Here is a 22396-nt window from a genome sequence, read left to right on the forward strand (position 1 = left end):
AGATGACATGGCCGGCTATATCACCACACTAGAGAAGCACAAGTTCGTCTGCGGCCTGTTCTGGCAATCGCTGTCCAAGCCGCGCGAACTCAACCGTGAAGCCGCCGAGCTGGGACGCCGGATTGATTCCGACCTGATGGTGGTCCGGATGGATCACACCACGGCCCAGGCCGGTTTTGCCCAGACCAGGGACGGCGTCAAGCGCGGCATGTATTCGCTGGCCGCGGTGGTGTCGAAGACGCTGGCCATCGAAGGCGCGTTCTACGACGGCGAGCAGCAACCGGTGCACAACTGGCTGGGCGCTTTCAAGCTGCCTGACGACCACTGGGTCTACTTCGCGGTGCGCGACGCCAACTTCTTGCCCAATGGCGACTTCGCCGGCACCAAGGAAGAGGTGCTCGACCGCCTGCACAACGATTACGCGCTGGGCGGCTGGAACGTGGTGCTGGGCGAGGATGAGTTGCGCTCGTTCGGTTTCCACAACTTCCAGCCGCGCGACATCAAGAGCTTCATCCCGCAACGGCAGGACGGCAGCATCCGCATCCACAAGTGGTGGGGCATGCGCCAGATCGGCGGCCGTCCCAGCTGGGTGCCGATGGCCGCTGCGGCTGCCGTGATTGGCGCCGTGGCGCTGGGCGGCGCCTACGGGTGGAAGATCTACCAGCAGAAGAAGGAAGAGCGTGAACGCGAGATCGCCATGCAGCAGGTGCGCGAAAGATTGGCGCGCGAAGCCTCGGTGGCTGCGCGCCCCTGGGCCAAGAAGGCTTCGCCGGTGAGCCTGATGCAGAGCTGCCAGAAACAGTTCACCCATCCCACGGCAGGCGGCTGGGTGCTGGAGTCCTATACCTGCACCCAGGAGGCGCAGACCTATGCCTGGGGCCGAGGCATGTCGACCGTGGCCATGCTGCGCGAGCAGATGCCGGATGCCACCGTGGAAGCGACGGGAGAGCGTGCCAGCTACGTGCGTCCGCTGAAATTGCAGGCGCCGCAGAACGAAGAATTGCAGGACAGCCGCAAGACGCTCGAGCCGCTGTTGTCGCGGCTGCAGATGATGGGGGTGCCGATCAAGGTCACGACCGCGCCGCCGCCGCAATTGAATGCGGGCGACCAGCAGTGGCAGCCCAATTGGCGCAGTTACCTTTTCAAACTCGTCGCCGGCGGCATGGAGCCGCTGGAGATCGCCGAGATTCTCAACCGGCCGGGTGTGCGGGTCGACAAGGTGGTTTATCAAGGATCCCAGTGGATCATGGAGGGAACGATATATGCAAAATAAGACCGTTATTGCACGCAGGACCGCTACCGCAATGCTGGCCGTGGCCGCTTGGACGGCGTCTCCCGCCCACGCCGAGAGCACCTCCGAGAGCCTGACCCGGATCGAAGCCGAGACCATGGTCTTGAAGGCGCGCGAAAAGCAGCTCGAAGTGCAGGCCAGCATCGTCACCAAGCAAAACGAGATCGCCGCCCGGCAAAGCGTGACGGCGGCGCTGAACCAGCCCGAGGTGGTGGGCGATCCGGTGGTGCGCGCCATCGAAGGCATCGGCAGCCGCATGTACGCCACCTTGCAATTGAGCGATGGCAGCCTGGTCGATGTGCAGCAGGGCGACACGCTGCCCGGCGGCATGAAGATCGTCGCGGTGCATCCGCGCGAGGTACTGGCATCCAGCAAGGGACGCCAGTTCCGCCTGGGCACCTATGCGCCGGCGCTGACCGGATTCAATCCGAATTTCCCCGGCCCGGGCGTATCCCCGGTTGCCCGAGGAGCAGCAAGATGAAACTGCGCCTGCCACGACGCCGCGAGCAGCCGCAAGGCACGCCCGTCGGCGCCCATGACGACGTGCCGCGTTTCGACGGCCTGCAGGTGCTGAGCCACAGCGGTCTGTTCGAGGCCAGCCAGGAAGAGCGCAAGCTGCTGTGCCTGTTGGGTGACGGCCGTCTGCTGGTCGTGGCCGGGCAAGAGCTCAATCCCCATGTCATGTCCTACCAGGGACGGCTGGAGCGGCTGGGGCAGCCGTATCAGGTGGAGTCGAGCGGGGTCGAGGTGATCTACCGCATCAACCGCATCGGCGGCGTATTGCCCGAAGAGCGCCACCAGGAACACACCATGATGCAGGTCACCGCCAAGGACCTGCTCAACAAGGCTTGCCGTTCGCGCGCCTCGGATATCCATCTCCGGGTACGCAAGAACTGCACCGAAATCTACTTTCGCATCCACAACGACCTGGTGCCGGTCGGCGGCCAGACCCGCGAATACGGCGAGCGCCTGCTGGCGACCCTGTATGGCGCCATGACCTCGGTCTCGGACAGCTCCTACAAGCCCACCGAGCGCCAGGATGCCGCCATCGCGGACCGCGACAAGCTGCCGCCGGCGCTGTACGGCGTGCGCATTGCCACCGTACCCACCAGCGAAGGATCGGTGATGGTGATGCGCCTGCTCTATAACGATGCCGGCGACAACATCGATTTGCGTCCGCTGGGCTTTTCCGAAGCCCATGCCGCCGCGCTGCAAAAGCTGAAGGAGCAACCGGTCGGCCTGAACATCATCAGCGGCCCTACCGGCTCGGGCAAGTCGACCACGCTGCAGCGGGTGCTGACCGGCGAGATCATCGAAGCCGAAGGCAAGCTGCACGTGCTGACCATCGAGGATCCGGTCGAATACCCGATCGAAGGCGCGGTGCAGACGGCCGTGACCAATGCCGGCAGCGAAGAAGAGCGATCGCGCGCCTTTGCCGCCGCCATTTCCAACGCCATGCGGCTGGATCCCGACACCATCATGATCGGCGAAGTGCGCGACCGGGCTACCGCACAGAATGCGCTGCGCGCTTCGATGACCGGCCACCAGGTGTGGACCACGGTGCATGCCAACAGCGCCCTGGCCATCGTCGACCGCCTGCTGGACCTGGGTTTGCCGGCCAGCCTGGTGGCCGACCACCACGTGGTCACCGGCCTGATCAGCCAGCGCCTGGTCAAGAAGCTGTGCCAGTGCTGCCGGCAGCCGCTGGCGAAGCATCCCGAAGCGTTGCCGCCGGCCATGCTGGCGCGGGTGCGCCAGGCGGTGTCGGCCAACCTGGAAGGCGTTTGCGTGACCGGTCCTGGTTGCGACGAATGCAAGGGGCAGGGAACGGTGGGGCGTTCGGTGGTGGCCGAGATCATCATCCCGGACGACCATTTCTTCCGGCTGGTGCGCCAGGGAGAGAAGACCGAGGCGCTGAAGTACTGGGTCAACGAACTGGGCGGCAGGACCATGCTGGAGCACGCCATCGAGAAAGTGGCGCGGGGCGAGCTCGATCCGCGCATGGCCGAGCGGGTAGTGGGCCACCTGGTCTATGAGCACGCACCGGTGTTGCCCTTTCTGACTGTGGTGGAGGGGCGCAGTGCTACCTGATATCAACCGCCTGTGGGCCAAGACGCAATTCACCGATACGGCGCGGCTGCGGCTGTATCGCAAGATGTCCAAGATGCTCAGCAACGGCTTGCCGCTGTTGAAGGTGCTGGAAGAACTGCGCGACCGCGAATCGCATCACGGCAAGAAACCCAAGGAGCCGCTGGCGATCATCCTCGACGATTGCCGCCGCAGCGTGCAGAACGGCCGGCTGCTGTCGGAAGCGCTGGACGGCTGGGTGCCGAAGTCGGAACAGATGATCCTGATGGCCGGCGAGCAGTCCGGCAAGCTGGAGCCGACCCTGATCTCGGTGGTCAACGTGGTCCAGGCGCGCAAGAAGATCAACGCGGTGATCGTGGGCGGCATGGCTTATCCGCTGGCGATCCTGGGCCTGGTGCTGTCGTACATCTACCTGTTCGGGGCCAAGGTCATCCCGCAATTCACGACCATGATGGATCCCAACAAGTGGCAAGGGGCGGCGCGCTCGTTGTACCTGATGTCGCTGTGGGTACAGAACTGGATGGGATGGACGCTGTTGGGCATCGCCGTGGCGCTGGTGATCCTGTTCGCGTCGCTGCCCCGCTGGCGCGGCAGCCTGCGCATCTGGGCCGACCGTGCGCCGCCTTATTCGATCTATCGCCTGATGGTGGGCAGCGGTTTCCTGATGGCGTTCTCGGCCCTGCAAGGCGCCGGCGTGACAGTGGAAAAGGCGCTGATGCGCTTGTCCAGCGGCGCCCAGCCCTGGTTGCGCGAACGCCTGGACGGCGCTTTGCTGGGGGTGCGTTCGGGCCTGAACTGTGGCGAGGCGTTGCGCAATACGGGGTATCAGTTTCCGTCGAAGGAGGTCATCGACGATCTTTGCGTCTATGCGGAATACAAGGGGTTCGCCGATGCCTTGCAGCTGTTGGCGGATGAATGGATGGAGCAGGGGGTAGAAATCATTTCCCTGCGCATGAAGCTGGTCAACGGACTGGCGGTGGTCACCATGGCGGTAGTCATCGGTTGGCTGGTGATCGGGTTCTTCGGGATTCAGCAGGAAATTGCGGCACTTGCCCGCGCTCATTGATGGTCTTAACGCAGTTCTTTCTCACAACAGGGGTCAATCATGCACGTCGAAAAAATGAGTGGTTCACACGCCAGGGAAATTCGCTCCAACAGCAAGGTCGCCCGCCAGCAAGGCGCATCGCTGCTGGAAGGCATCGCCTATCTGGGCATCGCCGCCATCGTGGTGATGGGCGCGATCTCTCTGCTGACCGGCGCCTTCAGCAGCGCCAAGTCGAACCAGGCCAATGAAGAAGTGATCGGTCTGCGTACCGCGGTGCGTAAGCTGTATATGGGACAGACGTATCCAACCACCGGCATCCCGGGCCTGCTGCAAACCGCCAAGGCCGCGCCCGGCACGCTGGCCTCCGACGGCACCACGCTCAAGAACAGCTGGGGCGGCACGGTAGACATCGCCGGATCCGGAACCGGCTTCCAGATCACCTATCCGTCGGTGCCGAAAGACGTTTGCGTGAGCATGTTGTCGGGCGCCAATGGCTGGACCTCGGTGCAGACCAACGGCGGAACCACCGTGACCACCTTCCCGGTCACGGCCCAAATTGCCACGACCCAGTGTTCGGCGGCCGACAACTCCATCGTCTATACATCGAGCTGATTGCCGACGCGGTGACGAATGCGCTGGCGGGCGCAATTGCGCTCGCCAGCCCGACCTAACGGAGGGCTCCTCATGTGGAACGCTGCAGTAGTGGCCATCCTGATCGCGGTGGCCGGAGTATATGCGACCAGAAACGCCCGGACGCTCGACGGCGTTCAGGCTGGCCTGGCCGCCAGCACGGCGGCCGAGATGGGTATCTATCGCAACGCCGTCATCAACTATTTCACCGCGCACGATACGAGCCCAGGCGTGGTCACCACGGCCGCCCTCAAGAGCGGCGGCTACCTGCCGTCGTGGAGCCGCCTGTACCAGCAGAGCACGCCGCTGGCATGGAGCAATTACCGCGATGCCGCCGGCATCATCTACATCTACGCTACGGCGCTGCCGGACCGCAACCTGGTGGCCGAACTGGCCAGCCTGGCGCAGAACTCGGTCCTGTTCGGCGTCTATGACGGCACTACCAACAAATTGCAGTCGCCGGTCGCCGGCAATACCAATATCCCGACCTCCGCCATTTCCGCCATGTCGATTCCCAACGGTGCGCCGGTGTGGATCGCAATGATCAAATGAACATGATGCCGATCCATCCTCCTTCTGCCATGCGTCGCCAGAGCGGTGTCGCGATGCTCGAAATCCTCGGCGCGCTCGCCATCGGCGCCATCCTCGTGATGAGTTTGGCCAGCATGATGGATACCTCGCTGGAAGACACCAAGGGCCAGCAGGCGGCCTATTACCAGTCGCAGATCGCGGCGGCCGGGCAAAAATACATCGCCGCGAATGCCGCCACGCTGACGACTTCGCTGCCGGCAGCGGGATCGTTGGTGGCAATAGGCGTGGCGCAACTGAAGACCGGGAAATTCCTGTCCGCCGGGACGGCTGCCAAGAATATCTATGGCCAGACCGCGTGCGTGCTGATTCGCCAGCCTGATCCCAGCGGCAATCCGGGCAAGTTCGATGCGCTGGTGGTCACCAGCGGTGGCGACCAGATTCCCGAGAAAGTGCTGCCGGTGATTGCCGCCAATGCCGGTCCCAATGGGGGGTATATCAGCACCTCCGACTTCAACAATGCCAAGGGAAGCAACTGGAGCAGCAGCACCGCCTCTTATCGCTCGACCACTTGCAGCGGGGGAACCAACCTGAGCGGCAGCGCCAGCGACGGCGGCCACCTGGCATCCAATCTCTTTTTTGATGGGCCGGGGCAGTCTTCCGCCGATTATCTCTATCGCAATGCGGTTCCAGGGCGTCCCGAGCTGAATCGTATGAACACACCGATCCGCATGGCGGACATTGCTCTGGTGAGCTCCGGGGCCAGTTGCCTTGACTCGGATGGCGTCAACCGGGCCGCCGTGGCCATCGATTCCGCCACGCGCGGCTTGCTGGTATGCGGCACGAACAACGTATGGAGTTCGCCCTCGCAGTGGAAAGAGCCGGTACAGAACTACGCCGACCTTCCCGGCGCCGGCAATACGGCGGGCGACGTGCGCATGGTCAGGGGCCTGTCGCGCGCCTTCACCTATAACGGCGCGAACTGGGTCGCACTGGCGGTGGACCAGAACGGCAACATGGGCGTTCCAGGCACCCTGACCGCCGGCAACGTCAGTACCGGCAACGTCAACGCCTCGGGAAATATGGTGGCTGGTGGAACTATCCATGCCACTGGAGACATTAGTACTAGTAACTCCGTTTCGGCAGATCTGGATGTCAACGCCGCCCGTGCGGTCAATGCAAAGGACGTCTATGTCGCCCACAACGTGGTTACCGAGGGGTTGCAGGTCAACCGCTGGACATCGTCTCCGGCCTTTTCGGTCGGTATCAATTACTTTGTCGCCGGCGCGGCTTGCCACTATTCGGAATATGACCCCTGGGAAAACACGACCCATATCACGTTCCCCGTGGGAACGATCGTCATGGACAGTAATTACCGACCGCTGATTTGCGGCGCAGACAAGACAATGAGATACGCAAATGGAACCTATTCCCCGTGAACCCAATCGCTGGCTGGCGTGCCTGCTGCTGCAGACCGCCGCCCTGATCCTGGCCTGCCTGGCGTGCGCGCCGGCGCTGGCTTGCTGGAATGAGGTGGCTTCGTGGTACGGCGTCAACGTGCACCTGCTGTACGCGATCGCCAAGACCGAGTCCAACCTGAACCCCAAGGCCATGAACAAGAACAAGAATGGCAGTTACGACATCGGCATGATGCAGATCAACAGCAGCTGGCTGCCAACACTGCGCAAGTACGGTGTTACCGAAGAACAATTGAAGGATCCCTGCGTGAATCTGCAGGTAGGGGCCTGGATCCTGGCCCAGAACATGGCGCGCATGGGCTTGACCTGGGAGGCGGTAGGCGCTTACAACGCGCGTAATCCGCAACTGCGTATCAAATATGCCCAGAAGGTATACAAAAACATACCCCAGGAGATACTGGTGCAGGCGTCCAGATAACGATAATGGGATCCGGCCCCGAGCTTGAATGCAATGTGAAAATGATTTAAACGTGAAAGGGAGAGGGCATGCATCCTTCGATTGAATTTTCGCTCGGCCTACGATATTTCGCTCAATTGGCAAGTTGAGACTCCGCAGGTGGAATACCGTTGTGTGTGCATAAAATATTAGTTTTTGCGAACAATTGCGACGGCGCGAGCAGGTATAGTAGACTCCCCTCTCATCATGTCAGTTGTCGGACCGATCATGGAAAGCATCTTTGGTGGGCGGTCAAATCCTTGCACAGCCCGGGTTCGCGGCGGTCAAACATGTCGGGGAAAGCAGCAGGCAGCAGTCCGTCGCTCTTCCATCAAGACTAAAAAGCGCTTTACAAAAATCAGGTGGCCGAATGTCAAATGACCATTTCCACGCACGCGATCTCCAACGGGAATTGCTCGCGCTTGTCAACTCTACGCAGACTTTCTCGGACATTCATATCGAGCAAGACCAACCGCTGATGCTCAAGACGCCACGCGGCTGGCAGCAGGTGCACGATATGCCTGTATCGATCCAAAACCTGGCGCCGTTGCTGGCGGCCATTGACGAAGACTGGGAAGACAAGATCATCGATGGCGCGCTGGACTGCCCGTTCGTGCTGGGGGAATGGCGCTTGCGCTGCAATATCTACCGCATGGGCCGCGGCAGCAAGGTCGCCGTCTCGATCCGGCGTTTTCCGCTTGAGCCGCTGGCGCTGGAGCGCACCGGTTTGCCAAGTTACGTAAAGACGGTGCTCGAAGCGACCAAGGGCATCATCCTGGTGACCGGGCCCACGGGGGCCGGCAAGACGACCACCATCGCGTCGATGCTCGATTACATTAATTCGACCCGGCATGGCCACATCATCACCATCGAAGAGCCGATCGAATACGAGCTGCAACGCAAGCAGTCGATGATTTCGCAAAAAGAGGTCCCGACCGACACTGAAAGCTTTTCGTCAGGTTTGCGCGAGGCGTTGCGGCAAAAGCCGGACGTGCTGATGGTCGGCGAGATCCGTGATTTCGATACCGCCGACACCGTATTGCACGCCGGGGAATCGGGCCACCTGGTGCTGGCTACGCTGCATACCAGCAGCGCCGTGCGCGCCATTACCAAGCTGCTGGGATTCTTCCCGCAAGACCAGCGCGCCCAGCGGGCTGCCACGCTGGCCGAGAGCCTGGTAGGAGTGATCTTCCAGAGCCTGTTGCCGTCCGAAGACGGTGAACATCATGTGATGGCCAGTGAAATGGTGTTCAACAATAACCAGCAGATTGCCGCCTACATCAATGACCCGGCCAAGCTGCACATGATCAATGACTTCATGAAGCGCAAGGAAGACAACATGTCGCGCAGCCTCAATGAAGTGCTGTTGCAACTGGTGCACAAGAAGAGCGTATCGGCGCGCGATGCGCTGCGGGTAGCCTACAACCGCCTGGAACTGCACGAAATGCTCAACAGCGCCAAGCGCTAGCCAGCGTACACGGCGTCATGCCCGGAAGCGACCTTCGAATGAAGGTCGCTTTTTTTTTATGCCTTTCGCATATCGAGGGGCTAACCGGGACAGGATGGGCGCACGGCCACCTGTTCCTGTGTCCTGGAGAAAGAATTTTCTTTCAATGATCCTCAATGTCAGGAACCACACTTGTCGCACCGGGCACCCATGGGTGAAACCACAACAAGAGGAACCCATGTCCAGAAGCCGCTTTATTGAATTGACCAATGACTTCTGCGCGATCGCCAATATCGATCAGCCAGAACTGATGGTGCAAGGTAACGCCATCGAAGTCGATGGCATCGATTTTTTCGTCCAGTACGATGAGGAATTCGCTCCCGATCATCTCATCGTCTATTGCGATTTTGGCATGCCTCCCCAGGAGCGCCTGCTGGACGCCTACCAGGCCCTGCTCGAAACCAACATGCTGATCTACGCGGCCAATTCGCCCGCCTTCATGCTGGGTCCGGACCAGCGCGTGACCTTCGGCTACCAGTGCCGCCTCAACGAACTGCGCGCTCCGGAACTGATGACCATCCTGCTCAACCTGGCCGAACAGGCCAGGGATTGGCGCACCGACCATTTCCTGGACGCCTGAGCATATCGTCGGCGCCCCCAAGACAACCGTATTCAACCAGGAGCCATCATGGGTCCCATCGACAACAAGCCAGTCAATTCACCGGGCTACTTTCATCGCAGTGACGACGCCAGCAAGACCACCACTGCGCTGCGCTCGACTTTTAATCCAAGTCCCAACAACAAGATCACCAACATGCTGGCGCGCCACCACATGCCGCGTGCGGCCGGCATGGTCAACGCGGTGCGCGACCTGGACCTATCGATCCGCAAGTCCTGGAACCAGCGACGGCTCGACAGCGCCCGGAGCAAGCTTGGAAAAATGACCGGAGCGGAAGAAAAGCCTGGCGCCTTTGACTTGCAACGCCAGCGCGCCGCGGAACAGCAGGTGGAACAGCGCGAGCACAACATTCGTCGCCTGAACGGAAAGCAGCTCATCGGCCAGGATGCCAAGGCCGGCCGCCTGGACCATCAAACTGTCAGTGAGCTCAATGAGGCCCAGCAATCGCATCTGAAAGGGAAAGACTATGTTCCCTTGTCGGGCTTGAGCGATGCCAAGCCCGAGAGCGTTCGGAGCCGGTATCTGAACGAGATTAACGACAACCATCGCATCAAGGTGCATTCCGATGGCCCCCCCCAGTTGGCCAGCTATGTCGCCAATCGGGTTAGCGCCGCTTATGATCGCGGCGCAAGCGGCGTCGCCAGCCGCACTCTCAGCACGCTGCAGCATGCGCTGGTAGGGATCCAGGGGGCGGCCTTGTCCGTCAAAGGGGCGGTGGCGGGCAGCCTGGCCGAGAGCAAGTACCTGGACGCCGGTGGGCGGGCGCGCATGGATGTGCGGGCGGCGCGTAGCGAGCAGAAGCGCACCATGTTGCAGGCTTCCCTGAAGGGAAATGAAGTGCTCAAGCAGGCCTATCGTGATGTAGTGGAGGAGCAGGCCAGGTCGGCCCGTGCCAGGTTCGCGCCCAGCGACAACCCGGATCAACCCCGTTATGTGGTTCGCGCGTCTGCGGAGGATGGCAAGGCGCCTCCGCAGACGCGCTCCTGGGAGCGCCGTATCAATCAGCTCCGCCAGCAGCCTGATGCCGAACAGGGGGTGCCACGCAAGCCTGGACGCCTGGCGCGTTTTGCCCTGGCCACAAGCAATCTTCGCAACAAGCGCGCCGTGCACAAGGCCGGCGGGGATATGTTATTGGCTGCGGTCAAGCTCAATGGGATCAACAGCGATGAACAGAATGCCGCTTCCATGCGAAAGATGGAGCAGAGTGCCACTGCCTATGACAAAGCTGGCCACAAGTATGTGGCGCGCCGTTCCTTGCTGCAGGGAACGTTGATCGAGACCCTGGCAAAACCAGAGATGAGAGAAATGTTGGACAGATCGTTCCCGACCCAGGATAGGGTGCATGATGACCTGCCGTGGCAGTCGCGGCCCACGCCGCGCGATGACGAAGAAGCTTGAGGACCATCATGCTTGACCTGAGCCAATCGCAACCGCCATCGTGGATGGCCTTTGAACACACCCGCCACGTGCGGTGGCACGAGATCGAGGCCATGGTGCAGCGGCACCAGGCCGAGATCGCGGCGCGCTATGACCTGCTGGTGGCGATCTTGCGCGCCGGCAGCCCGGTCGCAGCCCTGATTTCCCGCAGTACCGGTTTGCCCATCGACTATCTGGTCTGCAGCCGGCGCAATCCCCAGCCGCAGTTCCTGGATGGTCCGGCGCGGGCGCCGCACGGGCGTCGGATCCTGCTGGTGGACGATGTCTGCGGCAGTGGCTGGACCTTTGAACGCTGCCGGCGCTACTGCGAAAGGCTGGGCAACCAGGTCGGCACTTTCAGTGTGTTTCGCTGCGACGCGCCCGGCATGTTCGCGCCCGATTTCAGCATGGATGCAGATCCTCGCCATTACCTGCGTTGGCCCTGGGAGTACCAGGTCGAAAGCGAGATGCCCGGACAGGACGGGGCGCTCGCGGAGCACTGATTATTGTCATCCAGATCACTGATTGTACTGATGCACATGGGCGCCTTTGGGCGCCTATGTGCTTTTTGTCTTGTCGTGATTGCGCGTGGGGTCGTTTTTGGTGGAACTGTGATGCCGGTCGTCGTTACCTATGCTCAGACAGGCAGCTTGAAAATCGCAAATCCGGTTTCGCGGCCCTGTCCCCGAACAATTTTTCGCATCGTCGGCACCCATGCCTGATGCGACCATCGGCGCCACACTGCGCCTTTATCAACGCATACGAAAGAATTCAACATCATGGCTCATTTCAATACCAACCCGACCCTGCATAGCGCCGCGTCGCTGCAATCACTGCAGTCCTACGACAGCAACTCTTCTTCGGCCGCCGCTTCCAGTTCCGCTGCCTCCGAAGGTTCCAGGAAGCTGCACGTCACGCTGGACGAATTTGTCGCCCATCAGCCCAGTTCACGGGTCAACCACCGCATCATCGTCGGCGCCGGCCCACGCGGCACGGCCCAGGTCACCGAAGACCTGCTGTTCATGCTGGAACACAAGGAAGACTTCGACAAACTGGGCCAGAAGCCTGGCTACCGCATGGAAACCACGCTGATCGAACGCAAGGGCAAGGACTGGGTCGCACGCGGTAACGGCTGGGGCCCAGACCAGGGCGTGGGTACCGTCAACACATCGCCGGAAAAGGCCCAGTTCCACAAGGAACGCATCAGCGAATTGCTCAAGAAGAATCGCGACATCCTCGGCGCCAAGTACGCCGAGCAGAACCCGATCGCCCACGCCGCACTGCAGACCGCCTTTCAGGCCCCAGAAGGCACTGATGAAAATCCCACCACCGGCCGCGCCTCGCTGACACGCACAGACCAGGGCAAGGAAGAGCAGGAATATTTCACGGCACTGTGCGAACTGGCACACCAGACCTTCCCGTTCCTGAAGATCAACGTGATCACCGAAACCTCGGTGGACAAGATCGACGTCTCGGATCCGGAAAACCCGAGGGTCCTGGTACGTGCCAACGGCAAGAGCTCGCCGCTGGTCGCGCTGGCCGCCCGTGGTGTGGTTCTCAATACCGGCACCACGGTCAAGAATCCGATTTCGGATCCTGAAGTGCAGAAGCATACCTTCGCCGAACCGATGAACCAGGAGCGTCTGGCCAGCTTCCTTGATGCCAAGGGCCTGCTCGATGCCAACGGTGAACTCAAGCAGGGCGCCAAGCTGCTGGTCGGCGGTACCGGCTTGTCGCTGTACGATCAACTGATCGCACTGCATGGCTCGATGAAGCTGATGGAAGTCGACGAAACGGCGCCGTTCGGCTACAAGCTGACCGAGGCCGCCAAGGAGAAATACCAGGGCGCACTGACCGTGGTCAGCTTCACCCCCGGCAAGTGGATCTCGCCACGCCATACCAACAGCGCCGAATGGACCCAGGAGAAAAAACCGCTGGGCACCGCCGAAGAGCTGCACTCGATGTTCCTGCACGAAGATGGCCAGGAAGTGTATAAGACCTTTGCCGACCTGGCGATCGCGTCGGTGGCGGCCACACTGGGCTTGACACCGGAGCAGGTGCACCAGAACGGCCTGACCACCGAGGCCTTGCTCAAGGAGCAGGGCGATTCGACCCTGAAGCACATGGAAAAGTTGGCACAAGCCACCACGCTGACCGGCCCGGCCCGCGAACAGGCATTGAAGGAAGCTACCTGGACGCTGGAAGGCGCCCGTCGTCAGGCTTACCTGCCGATGATCCTGGGTTACGGCGCCACCGAGAATCCCGAGGCCACCATCGCCCGCATGAATGAACTGGCGCCGCTGACCTTCAAGGGGCGTGCCGGCTACCTGATGGAGCGTGCCCAGCCTGCAGGTGTCACCACGGCCGAGGTGGCCACAGGCCGAGGCAACCGGGAAGAGATGAATGTGCTGACCACATTGACCAACGACATCACCGCTTCGCCGTTCCGTGTGCATTACTTCGCGGTAATGCTGCAGCAGGCAGGTATCGTCAAGTACGAACCAGGCAGCTATAACGACTTCAAGGCCAAGCCCGGCGACAACCAGCTTGAATTCAAGGGCCGTGAAATGGATGCGCCGGCCAAGTTCGATGCGTTCGTCGTGTCGCCTACCTTTGATCGCAAGGCTGAACCTGCATTGACATCGCTGGCAGGCCAGGTCAAGTCTGTCCATAAGGACGTGGCTGACCTGCCTGAATTGACCGGCAACCGCCTGATGTTGCGCCCGGATTCGGTCAACAGCCAGGAAGGCCGCCTGCCGATCCAGGACTTTGGCTACAACGGTGCGGGTGCAATGCTGGGCCGCAACAAGGTCGGGCTGGTGTCGTACGACGTCAACAACCGTGATTCGGCCTACGATGTGAGTCCAGGCCTGACACTGCGCCGGATGGCCCAGGAACATCTGTTCGCTGCCGGCTTGACCGGAGCGTTCAATGTGGTCGAAGGCATGTATGACGAGGAGGCTGAAATCGACGCCGATGCATTCCGCGCCGAAGTCAGCAAGTTCGCCGACGCGTTCGAGTCGGGCCAGAAAAAGACCGCGTTCGTCAAGTCGGTGGAAAAAGCGGTGAAGGAGGATCCGGCAGCATTGAAGAAGGGCGATACCTTCGCCGGGCTGGCCCACCTGTTTGCCACCAGCAAGCTGGGTGTCGACGCCGCCGCCGTAGTGGCCAAGCACATGGCTGCCGACCCCGACAAGTTCGGTGTGGCGGACGACGAGCGCATGCGTGCTTTCGTTGCCGCCGGGGTTGAATACGATGGCAAGAAGGGCTCTCTGCCGAAATTCAATCCGGCCAGCCAGGAAAAGCTGTTCGCCCGTTTCGTGGATTATCCGCTGCACATCCATCAAGCGGTCTACGCTAGGGCCAAGGCGTTCGCCGAAGAGACTCCGGCAAAGACCCTGCGCCACACCACCCCGCGTCGGTAGCATTAGCCGCACGGAGAGGCAGGCTGGCAGCAATCCGGCGCCCTGAACCGGTTAAACAGTGAAAATGGCGTGAAGATAAGATCTTCACGCCATTTTCCGTTTTCCGTTTGGGTTCGTTGGGGCTGTTTGGGGCAGTGCCGGTCGATGACGCCAGCAGGGTGTCTCAGTCCGCTTCCTGCATCCAGCCGTCGAGTACGATGCGATGCACGGACAGCAGCGGTCGTTCAGCCGGCAGCGCGCGGGCGCGCAGTGACGGGCCGGCGCGCAGGCGGGCGCCCACGCGCACCGCGTCGGCGGTCATGTCGGCCGCGCCGGGCGCCACCGCAATGGCGCGAATGAGCTTGCTGGATGCTTGCTGTGCCTGGGCATCGCCCAGCAGCAGTGAAGCGATCAGGGCCGTAATATGTTTATCGAGCGCTTCAGGCGCAACGACTTCATGGACCAGGCCGAGTTCGGCCGCCCGCGCCGCGGTAAGTTGTTCGTTGGTTTGAAAATAGCGCTGGCACTGGCGGGCACCAATGGCGCGCACCAGGTGCGGCGTGATGACAGCAGGCGCCATGCCTAGATTGTCGTCGACCATCGTGAAGCGCACATGGTCGGCAGCGATACATATATCGCAGGCCGCAATCATCCCTGCGCCGATGCCGACGGCGTTGCCCTGTACGCGGGCGATGGTCGGTTTTTCGCATTCGGCCAGGACCTGCAACAGCTGCGCCAGCTTGCGGGCATCATCCAGCGCATCGTTCATCGACGCGCTGGCCTGCGCGTGCAGCCATCCCGATTCGATGCCGCATGAGAAGCTTTCGCCGCGCGCGGCCAACACGATCACGCGCACTTCCGGATTCTTGTTGAGCGATGCGACAGCACGGATGATCTCCTGCACCATACTGCGATCAATGGCGTTGCCATCGATGGGACGATTGATCCAGATCCAGCCGACCCGCGACAGGCCGTGGTTTTTCATTTCGATATCGATGCAGGGAGAATTGACACGTGCAGTCATCGTGATTTCCATCGGTTGGCAAAGAATTGCATCTGCTGGGTGCGCGGGAGCCTGCTTGCCATTGCAGCCCGATCCGGCGCCATGGAGTGCTTGTCCAATGCGCGAAACAGGACTGCGGCATGCGAGCCGCGATGGCAACCGGCGGGCAGTGGCCATGATTGGTTATGCGAGGCAAAGCCCTAACAAGGAAGGCGGACAGATCAGCGCATCGGTGGTGCCGGTAAAAAAATCCCGCAGCTTGCGCCTGCCTTCACGGTCACTATAGATGGAGCCTGTTTTTTGTGTCAATAAATTTCGACAATTAAAAACATTTTGTTGCAATGTAATTCGTAACAAGCTTTGATTGGCTTATTTATGCCATTTTTTCGGAGTTTTATTTGTCGGAAATAAATGACGAATTGCTTACGCTTCGCGATAGGAGGGGGATGGAATCGTCTGGTCCTGCCCGGTATCGACCGGATCCAGGCGGTAACCCTGGCTGTAGGCGGTGCGGATGACGACGATATTGCGGTTGTCGATCTGTAACTTCTTGCGCAGCTTGTAGACGTGTTGTTCGATGGTGCGGCCGGCTATTTCGCTATCGGTACTCCAGATGACCGAACCCAGCGTTTCGCGTGAGATATAGACGCCAGGCGAAGAAAAGAACAGCCAGGCCATGCTGAATTCGCGCGGGGTAAGCGAAATGGGGGATCCCAGGTAACTGAGTTTGGCAGCATCGCGTTGTAGCTGAAAACCTGCGTACTCGATGACGCGACGATTATTCTTGGGGGCACAGCGGCGCATTACCGCATTGATGCGAGCAACCAGCTCGACCGCTTCGAAGGGACGCTGCAAGAAGTCGTCGGCGCCATTGTCGAGTGCCTGCGCGACCATGTCGGCAGACCGGCCCGAAGACAGAATCAGGGTCGGAATCGGGTCGCCGCTGCGCAAGCTCAGCCACGAAAAGATGCTGTCTTCGCTTTCGGCGCTGGACAGGTCGATGATGACGAACTCGAAGGTCTTGCGTTTGAGGGTGCGCAGCAGGGTGGTTTCGGAATCGAATTGGGTCGGCAGATAGCCGACCCTGACCAAGGCATTCTTGACCTGGTCATATATGTTGGAATTGCGGATATAACATGCGATGTTCATTTGCTGACAATCGGTCGTTGTTATGGCCACTTTGCCGCTGCGCCGGTGATGGTGCGTTGGGCTTGAAAGGCGATTGCAAGCTACGTACGCCGCCCGAATTTCGGGAACGGATATAGTAGACTAAATCGCTTGCTTATACTCATCAAATTCGCCAAGCCATTTTAATTTGACGCAAAACGAATAACATTATGGCCGCCCGCGTCGCCGGCGGGCGATTCCGTCGGTTCGCGCAGCCGTACACCCGGATTGCCAGGATGCGTCATTGGTACTTATGGGGTGGCGAGTTAGTTGGCATAATACGAGTCCTTACATTTTTGTTGTCACCAATGTCATGTCCAAGATCGAATCGCAGTTGGAAGAATTGGGCCTGGACCAGAAAGAGATGCGTTTCTACCTGGCAGTACTGCAATGCGGCTCGGCTCCGGTAACGGTGATCGCGGAGCGGGCCGGCGTCTCACGCACTAACGGTTATGCCTTGCTGGCCAAGCTGGAGAGCCGGGGGCTGGTCTCGCAACTGGCCAAGGATAACGGGGTCATGCATGTGGTCGCCGAGGATCCGGAGGTGTTGATCGCCCAATGGCAGCGCAGTCGCGCTTTGCTCGACGATGTGGTGCCGCAGCTGAAGTCGATGTTCAATGCATCCGAGCTCAAGCCTCGCATTCATTTCTACGAGGGCAGGGAAGGGATCGTCAAGGCGCTGCAAGGCACCCTCGAATGCCATTCCGGGCCGTTGCTGGGCATCCTGTCGATGCACGAACTGAACGAAGTCCCAGGGCGTGACGCCATGGCCGCGATCATCGATGAACGGGTACGCCGTGGCATCGTATTGCGGGTCTTGCGCTCGCAGTCGCGCGACGTCGAGACGGTCTGGCCGAGTTCGCCAGAAGATATGCGCGAACTGCGTTACGCGCCGCCGTCGATCGACCTGGGCATGACCATGTACATCCATGATGACAAGGTGACGTACCTGTCCTCGAAACGTGAAAATTATGGATTGGTGATTGAAAGCCAGGAGCTGTCTGCGTTGAATCGGGCCATGTTCGAGGGATTGTGGGCCATCTCGGAGATGACCCCAACCCGAAAAAAGTAAGGCGCTGGCGCAGGGGATCGGCGAGTTGCGCTCGCCGATCCCCTGCTTTTTTCAGAAGCCGTGCTGGATGCCCAGTTCCACCGTATTGGTAGCCGATAGCGTGCGCGCCTTGGCGCGACTCAGGTTGGCAAACAATGCAGTGCGCTTGGACAGGTCATGCTGGTAACCCAACGAGACCTTCGACAGTGCAGCGCGCTCCCCGGCTACGCAGGCACAGTCGTTGAGCCGGCCATAGGCAGCCTTGAGGGTGCCCTGGACGCCGACCGGTGCGGTGGCGGCCAGCGAGTAGGCGCGATAGCTGACATTGTTGACCTTGGATGTGGTGTAGGTCGCCATCGGCTTGATGAAACCGAAGTCGTAGGCGGCCACCACGTCGGCCATGTGGTCCTTGGTGGGGCTATTGTTCATGCCGTGGCTCTGGTCATAGCCGATACCCAGCGACAGCGCGCCGTTCTTGTAGTCGAGCGCTGCGCCATCGTCGTTGGAGACCACGTTCTCGCCGGTGGAGTGCGCCAGCGAAAGCGTGAAGCCATGCAGTTCGGGCGAGACGTAACCCACCGTATTGTTAGTCCGCAGATAAGAGGTGCTCTTGTAGTTCGCGGTCTGTATCTGCCACCCGACCTGGGCCGAACTGGCGTTCCATCCCCATGGATCGTAGAACAGGATCTGGAAATTGGCCGGAGTCAGCGAGCGGCCCATATAGACTTCACCGAAGCGGCCGCCCAGGCGCAATACCGAACGCGAGCTGAAGAAGCTGTCGTTCTGGAACAGTGCGCCATTGTCGACCTGGAAGAACGACACCAGCTGGAAACCTGCCCACATGCCATCGCCCAGATCTTCCTTGCCGGACAACGCGAAGTTGGACAACAAGTCATTCATGGCGAACTTGCCATTGGCGCTGGTGCCGTCAAGCTGGGTCTGTCCGTTGTTGCCGCGTGCGATACCGACGTTGAGCAAGCCGGAAATGGTAACCGAGCTTTGTGCGTGGACTGCGCCGGCGGTCGCGGCCAGTACTGCGAGTGCTGCAAGATGCTTGAACTGCTGTTTCATTACCCTCTCCCTGTTGTGAATCAATGATGGACCTCAAAGATCGCCGTGCACCGGAATGCACAAAGCGACCGTTCTCTGGCGGCTTTCGCCGTGCTGCAACAGCCTTCTTCTTGTCAGGGGCTTTTTTTGAGCAAAAAAAGTCCCCCGGGGGTCTGTCCCGTTTTGATGGCTGCTTGTCGGATGGACGCTGCGCCAGGATGGCGTGCGCGGATTACTGAAAAGGCGGCGTCTGGTTAATGTTCAGGCAATACCCTCCCTTGCGGACGCGCGAGGCGTCCGCTCAAATGGTGACGTGGATGGTGTCGGACGATGCCGCGCGGGTTTGCGCGCAGATCGACTTATGAAAACGCGTGCGTGTTCTTCAGGAAGTCACTGGTGCTGCTTTCATTGGTCAGCACGCCTTTTTGCATCGTCATGACCCGATCGGCCAGGCTGCCGATGAAGGCCTGGTTCTGTTCGACCAGCAGCAGGGTGAGTCCGGTTTCCTTGCGAATCTGGTGCAGCGTGTCGACCATCTCGGAGATGATTGACGGCTGGATACCTTCGGTCGGTTCATCCAGCAGCATCAGCTTGGGACGTGCGCAGAGGCACCGCGCCAGCGTCAGCAATTGCTGCTCGCCGCCCGACAGCAAGCCTCCGGCGCGGTCCAGGTAATTGTTGAGCCGCGGGAAGTGCTTCAACACCGACATGACGATCTGTTCACGTTCGCCGCCGGTAGCAACGGCCCCCATGCGCAGGTTGTCCATCACCGACAGGTGCGGAAAGATCGCGCGGCCCTGCGGCACCAGGCCGATGCCCAGGCGCGCACGGCGATGGATGGGCAGGCCGGTGATGTCCTTGCCCTCAAAACTGATACTGCCCGACTTTGCCTGCAGGTAGCCCAGGATGGTGCGCATGAGAGTCGACTTGCCCATGCCGTTATGTCCCCACAGGCCTACGAATTCGCCCTGGCGCAGTTGCAGGTTGATTCCCCGCAGTACGCGGATGTCGCCGTAGCCGGATTGCACGTCCTTGATCTGCAACATCGCTTATCCCCTCATTTCCAGTTCTTTGCCCAGGTAAACATCCCTGACCCGCTGATCCGCCAGGACGTTGTCCAGCGAGTCTTCCATCAGCACGCTGCCGCGGTTGAAGACGGTAACTGTCTTGGCAATCATGCGGATGAACTCCATGTCATGCTCCACCACGATCAGTGCGCTGCGCTGGTTGGCAGCCTTGATCAGCTCGGCCGTACGCACCACTTCTTCGTCGCTCATGCCGGCGGCTGGTTCATCCAGCAGGATCAGATCAGGACGGGCGGCGCTGACCACTCCCAGCTCCACCCACTGCCGCTGGCCGTGCGAGAGGGTGCCGACCTGCTTGCCGGCGATCGATGACAGGCGCACCATGTCCATGGTTTCGTTGACGGCCGTGCGGGCCTCGCGGGCGCTGTGCACGCGGCGTGCCGAGAGCCAGATGTTTTCTTCCACCGACAGTCCATCGAACACGCTTGGCACCTGGGTCTTGATGCCCAGTCCGAGCCGGGCGATCTGGTAGGACTGCATGCCCGCGATAGATTGCCCCTTGATGGAGACGCTGCCGCGCGTGGGTTTGTACTGGCCGCACAGCAGGCGAAAGAAACTGCTCTTGCCGGCGCCGTTGGGGCCGATCAGGCAGCGCAGTTCGCCTGGCTGCAAGGTGAAGTCGACGCTGTTGACGGCATGTACGCCGCCGAAACTGACGCCCAGTCCCTGGGCCTGAACCAATGCGCTCATGGCTTGCCTCCTTGGCTGGCCGGGCGGACCTCGGCTGGCGCGGCGCGGCGGCCGCCGTTGAATAATTTACCCAGGTCGCCGAACAGTGACACGATGCCCTTGGGCAGCAGCAGCACGAATCCGATCAGTACCGCTCCCAGCATCAGGTTGGGGTTGATGAACCCCAGGCCGCCGATATAGCTGGTCAGCCATTGCACGAAGAAGCAACCGATGATGGGCCCCAGCAAGGTACCGACGCCACCCACCAGCACCCAGATGATGACCAGCGCCGATTGCGTCAGGCTGAACACGGTCGGGCTGGTGAAGGCGCCCCAGTTGGCGAACAGGCAGCCGGCTACACCCGCCAGCGCGCCGCTGATGGCAAATGCGGCCAGCTTGTATTTGCGCGAGTCGTAGCCCAGCAGGTCGACGCGGAGTTCGTTCTCGCGCAGCGCCACCACGACCCGGCCAAAGTGGCTGGCCAACAGCAGGCGCAAGCCGATGTAGGAGGCCATCAGGAACGCCACGCATACCATGAAGAAGACTTCCGGCGACAGTACCTGGTCAGGCTGGAACGGGATGTTCAGGGTCGGAATGGATGGAATGCCGTTGAAGCCGCCGATAGCCGCCTGGCCGATCTTGTACTGTTCGCCCGAGGTCGAGTTGACCAGGTTGAACAGGATCAGGGTCGCGGTCAACGTGATCACGCCCAGGTAGACGTCGCTGATGCGGCCGAAGAAGATGAAGTAACCCAGCGCCAGGGCGAACAGCGTCGGCACTGCGATGGCGACCAGGAAGGCGCCGGTCGACTCGCCGAAATTGATCGCTGCGATGGCATAGGCATAGGCGCCAAGCCCGAAGAATGCAGCCTGGCCAAAGCACAGGATGCCGCCATAGCCCCACACGAAACCGAGCGACAGTGCCAGGATCGACATGATCACGTAGACCGACAGTTCCATGAGGGTGAATGTTTCCAGCAGCAAGGGCAGGGCAGCGATGGCTGCTACGCCCAGCAGCAGGCAGGCAATGATGGGAATACGGTTATTCATGTCAGATACGTCCTCGGAAGAAGCGGCCGGTAATGCCCTGCGGAAGCAACCTGACCAGAACGATGGCTACCAGCAGCAGGCCGACCTCGCCGATGACAGGCGTGGTGGCGAAGGTAGTGAGCTGGTTGACCGCGCCGAACAGGCCCGATGCCGCCAGGGTGCCGGTAATGATGGAGGCGCCGCCGCCGATCACGGTGATGAACGACTTTGCCACATAGGCCACGCCGATGGTGGGAACCACGCCGGTGATCGGCGCCAGCACGCCGCCGGCCAGGCCGGCCAGCGCCGCGCCCAGCGAGAATGTGGCTGAATACACATGGGCCGGGTTGACCCCGAGTGCGGCAGCCATGCCGGGATTCTGCATGACCCCGCGTGCGACCAGTCCGAAGCTGGTGCGGGTCAGCAGCAGGAACAGGCCAATCATGACAGCCGCCGCCACTGCCAGGATGAACAATGTGTACAGACTGACCTGGTAGGCGCCGACGGTCATCGAACCCAGAGGAGAAGACAAGCCTATCGTGGTATTGCCGTAGATGGAGGTCACCAGGCCGATGAACAATAGCGAGAGCCCCCAGGTGGCCAGCATGGTATCGACCATGCGGCCATACAGGTGGCGCATGACGATGCGCTCGACCACCAACCCGATCAGGCCCACCACCAAGGGCGCCACCACCAGCGTGGCGATCCAGATATTGATGCCAAGACCGGACGCGGTAATGGCGGCGTACCCGCCCATCATGATGAACTCGCCATGCGCGAGATTGATGACCTTCATCATGCCGAACACGATCGCCAGGCCGACACTGGCCAGTAGCAGCGCGGCAATCGCATTCAACACCTCAAGACTTACAACGGCTATGTAATCCACGAACTCCTCCTC

General features: G+C 60.8%; 21 protein-coding genes. 14 read left to right on the forward strand and 7 right to left on the reverse strand.

The annotated features are described in order from the left end of the window. Positions 1-7: 7 nt before the first annotated feature. The 13 genes from pilO2 (at position 8) to FB598_RS01645 (ending at position 14463) form a co-directional block, all read left to right on the forward strand. Complete coding sequence (pilO2, locus tag FB598_RS01585; RefSeq protein ID WP_141912003.1) at positions 8-1273, forward strand: type 4b pilus protein PilO2; 1266 nt, start codon at positions 8-10, stop codon at positions 1271-1273. Continuing rightward, positions 1263-1772 carry a type IV pilus biogenesis protein PilP gene (gene pilP, locus FB598_RS01590; protein WP_141912006.1) on the forward strand — a complete coding sequence of 170 codons (510 nt, stop codon included), beginning with the start codon at positions 1263-1265 and terminating at the stop codon, positions 1770-1772. The genes pilO2 and pilP overlap by 11 nt, the downstream gene beginning before the upstream one ends. Next, positions 1769-3382 (forward strand): GspE/PulE family protein, encoded by a 1614-nt coding sequence (locus FB598_RS01595; RefSeq protein WP_141912008.1) that lies wholly within the window; start codon positions 1769-1771, stop codon positions 3380-3382. The genes pilP and FB598_RS01595 overlap by 4 nt, the downstream gene beginning before the upstream one ends. Next, complete coding sequence (locus tag FB598_RS01600) at positions 3372-4445, forward strand: type II secretion system F family protein (RefSeq protein ID WP_141912011.1); 1074 nt, start codon at positions 3372-3374, stop codon at positions 4443-4445. Before FB598_RS01595 ends, FB598_RS01600 begins: the two co-directional genes overlap by 11 nt. 54 nt (positions 4446-4499) lie before the next feature. After that, positions 4500-5036, forward strand: a complete 537-nt coding sequence (locus tag FB598_RS01605) for a type 4 pilus major pilin (protein ID WP_255463919.1) — start codon at positions 4500-4502, stop codon at positions 5034-5036. Between the two features lie 72 nt (positions 5037-5108). Next, positions 5109-5606 (forward strand): type IV pilus biogenesis protein PilM, encoded by a 498-nt coding sequence (gene pilM / locus FB598_RS01610; RefSeq protein ID WP_141912016.1) that lies wholly within the window; start codon positions 5109-5111, stop codon positions 5604-5606. Between the two features lie 2 nt (positions 5607-5608). Further along, positions 5609-7021, forward strand: coding sequence for a shufflon system plasmid conjugative transfer pilus tip adhesin PilV (pilV, locus tag FB598_RS01615; RefSeq protein WP_255463918.1), 1413 nt, complete (start codon positions 5609-5611; stop codon positions 7019-7021). Next, a complete protein-coding gene (locus tag FB598_RS01620; protein WP_141912021.1) occupies positions 7002-7478 on the forward strand; it encodes a lytic transglycosylase domain-containing protein in 477 nt (158 codons plus the stop codon). The genes pilV and FB598_RS01620 overlap by 20 nt, the downstream gene beginning before the upstream one ends. A gap of 388 nt (positions 7479-7866) precedes the next feature. Beyond that, the gene (locus FB598_RS01625) at positions 7867-8964 is read left to right on the forward strand and encodes a type IV pilus twitching motility protein PilT (protein WP_141912024.1); all 1098 of its coding nucleotides are present in this window, start codon (positions 7867-7869) and stop codon (positions 8962-8964) included. 217 nt (positions 8965-9181) lie between these two features. Next, complete coding sequence (locus FB598_RS01630; RefSeq protein WP_141912027.1) at positions 9182-9583, forward strand: CesT family type III secretion system chaperone; 402 nt, start codon at positions 9182-9184, stop codon at positions 9581-9583. Between the two features lie 48 nt (positions 9584-9631). Continuing rightward, positions 9632-11020, forward strand: a complete 1389-nt coding sequence (locus FB598_RS01635) for a hypothetical protein (protein ID WP_141912030.1) — start codon at positions 9632-9634, stop codon at positions 11018-11020. An 8-nt stretch (positions 11021-11028) separates the two neighbouring features. Further along, complete coding sequence (locus FB598_RS01640; RefSeq protein WP_141912033.1) at positions 11029-11541, forward strand: phosphoribosyltransferase; 513 nt, start codon at positions 11029-11031, stop codon at positions 11539-11541. Between the two features lie 276 nt (positions 11542-11817). Then, on the forward strand, positions 11818-14463 hold the full coding sequence (locus tag FB598_RS01645; protein ID WP_141912036.1) for a hypothetical protein: 2646 nt from the start codon (positions 11818-11820) through the stop codon (positions 14461-14463). A 163-nt stretch (positions 14464-14626) separates the two neighbouring features. On the opposite strand, the gene FB598_RS01650 is transcribed toward FB598_RS01645, so the two are convergent. Together FB598_RS01650 and FB598_RS01655 are read right to left on the reverse strand one after the other, a co-directional pair. Beyond that, positions 14627-15622: an enoyl-CoA hydratase-related protein gene (locus tag FB598_RS01650; RefSeq protein ID WP_141912039.1), complete on the reverse strand. Its 996-nt coding sequence runs from the start codon at positions 15620-15622 to the stop codon at positions 14627-14629. 246 nt (positions 15623-15868) lie between these two features. Then, entirely contained in the window at positions 15869-16594 is a 726-nt protein-coding gene (locus FB598_RS01655) for a response regulator transcription factor (RefSeq protein WP_141912042.1), read from the reverse strand. Positions 16595-16925: 331 nt separating this feature from the next. On the opposite strand from FB598_RS01655, the gene FB598_RS01660 reads away from it, so the two are divergent. Next, positions 16926-17684, forward strand: a complete 759-nt coding sequence (locus FB598_RS01660; RefSeq protein WP_183405767.1) for a TrmB family transcriptional regulator — start codon at positions 16926-16928, stop codon at positions 17682-17684. Between the two features lie 51 nt (positions 17685-17735). On the opposite strand, the gene FB598_RS01665 is transcribed toward FB598_RS01660, so the two are convergent. The 5 genes from FB598_RS01665 to FB598_RS01685 all read right to left on the reverse strand — a co-directional run bounded on the left by FB598_RS01665 (position 17736) and on the right by FB598_RS01685 (position 22384). Then, on the reverse strand, positions 17736-18734 hold the full coding sequence (locus FB598_RS01665; RefSeq protein ID WP_141912047.1) for a porin: 999 nt from the start codon (positions 18732-18734) through the stop codon (positions 17736-17738). Positions 18735-19072: 338 nt separating this feature from the next. Then, a complete protein-coding gene (locus tag FB598_RS01670; RefSeq protein WP_141912050.1) occupies positions 19073-19759 on the reverse strand; it encodes an ABC transporter ATP-binding protein in 687 nt (228 codons plus the stop codon). A 3-nt stretch (positions 19760-19762) separates the two neighbouring features. Then, the gene (locus FB598_RS01675) at positions 19763-20488 is read right to left on the reverse strand and encodes an ATP-binding cassette domain-containing protein (RefSeq protein ID WP_141912053.1); all 726 of its coding nucleotides are present in this window, start codon (positions 20486-20488) and stop codon (positions 19763-19765) included. Then, positions 20485-21516: a branched-chain amino acid ABC transporter permease gene (locus FB598_RS01680; RefSeq protein WP_141912056.1), complete on the reverse strand. Its 1032-nt coding sequence runs from the start codon at positions 21514-21516 to the stop codon at positions 20485-20487. Before FB598_RS01680 ends, FB598_RS01675 begins: the two co-directional genes overlap by 4 nt. Before the next feature lies 1 nt (position 21517). Further along, on the reverse strand, positions 21518-22384 hold the full coding sequence (locus tag FB598_RS01685; protein WP_141912059.1) for a branched-chain amino acid ABC transporter permease: 867 nt from the start codon (positions 22382-22384) through the stop codon (positions 21518-21520). Positions 22385-22396: the final 12 nt, after the last annotated feature.

The organism is Herbaspirillum sp. SJZ106, from assembly GCF_006715495.1.
In the GTDB taxonomy this organism is placed as follows: Bacteria; Pseudomonadota; Gammaproteobacteria; order Burkholderiales; family Burkholderiaceae_D; genus Herbaspirillum.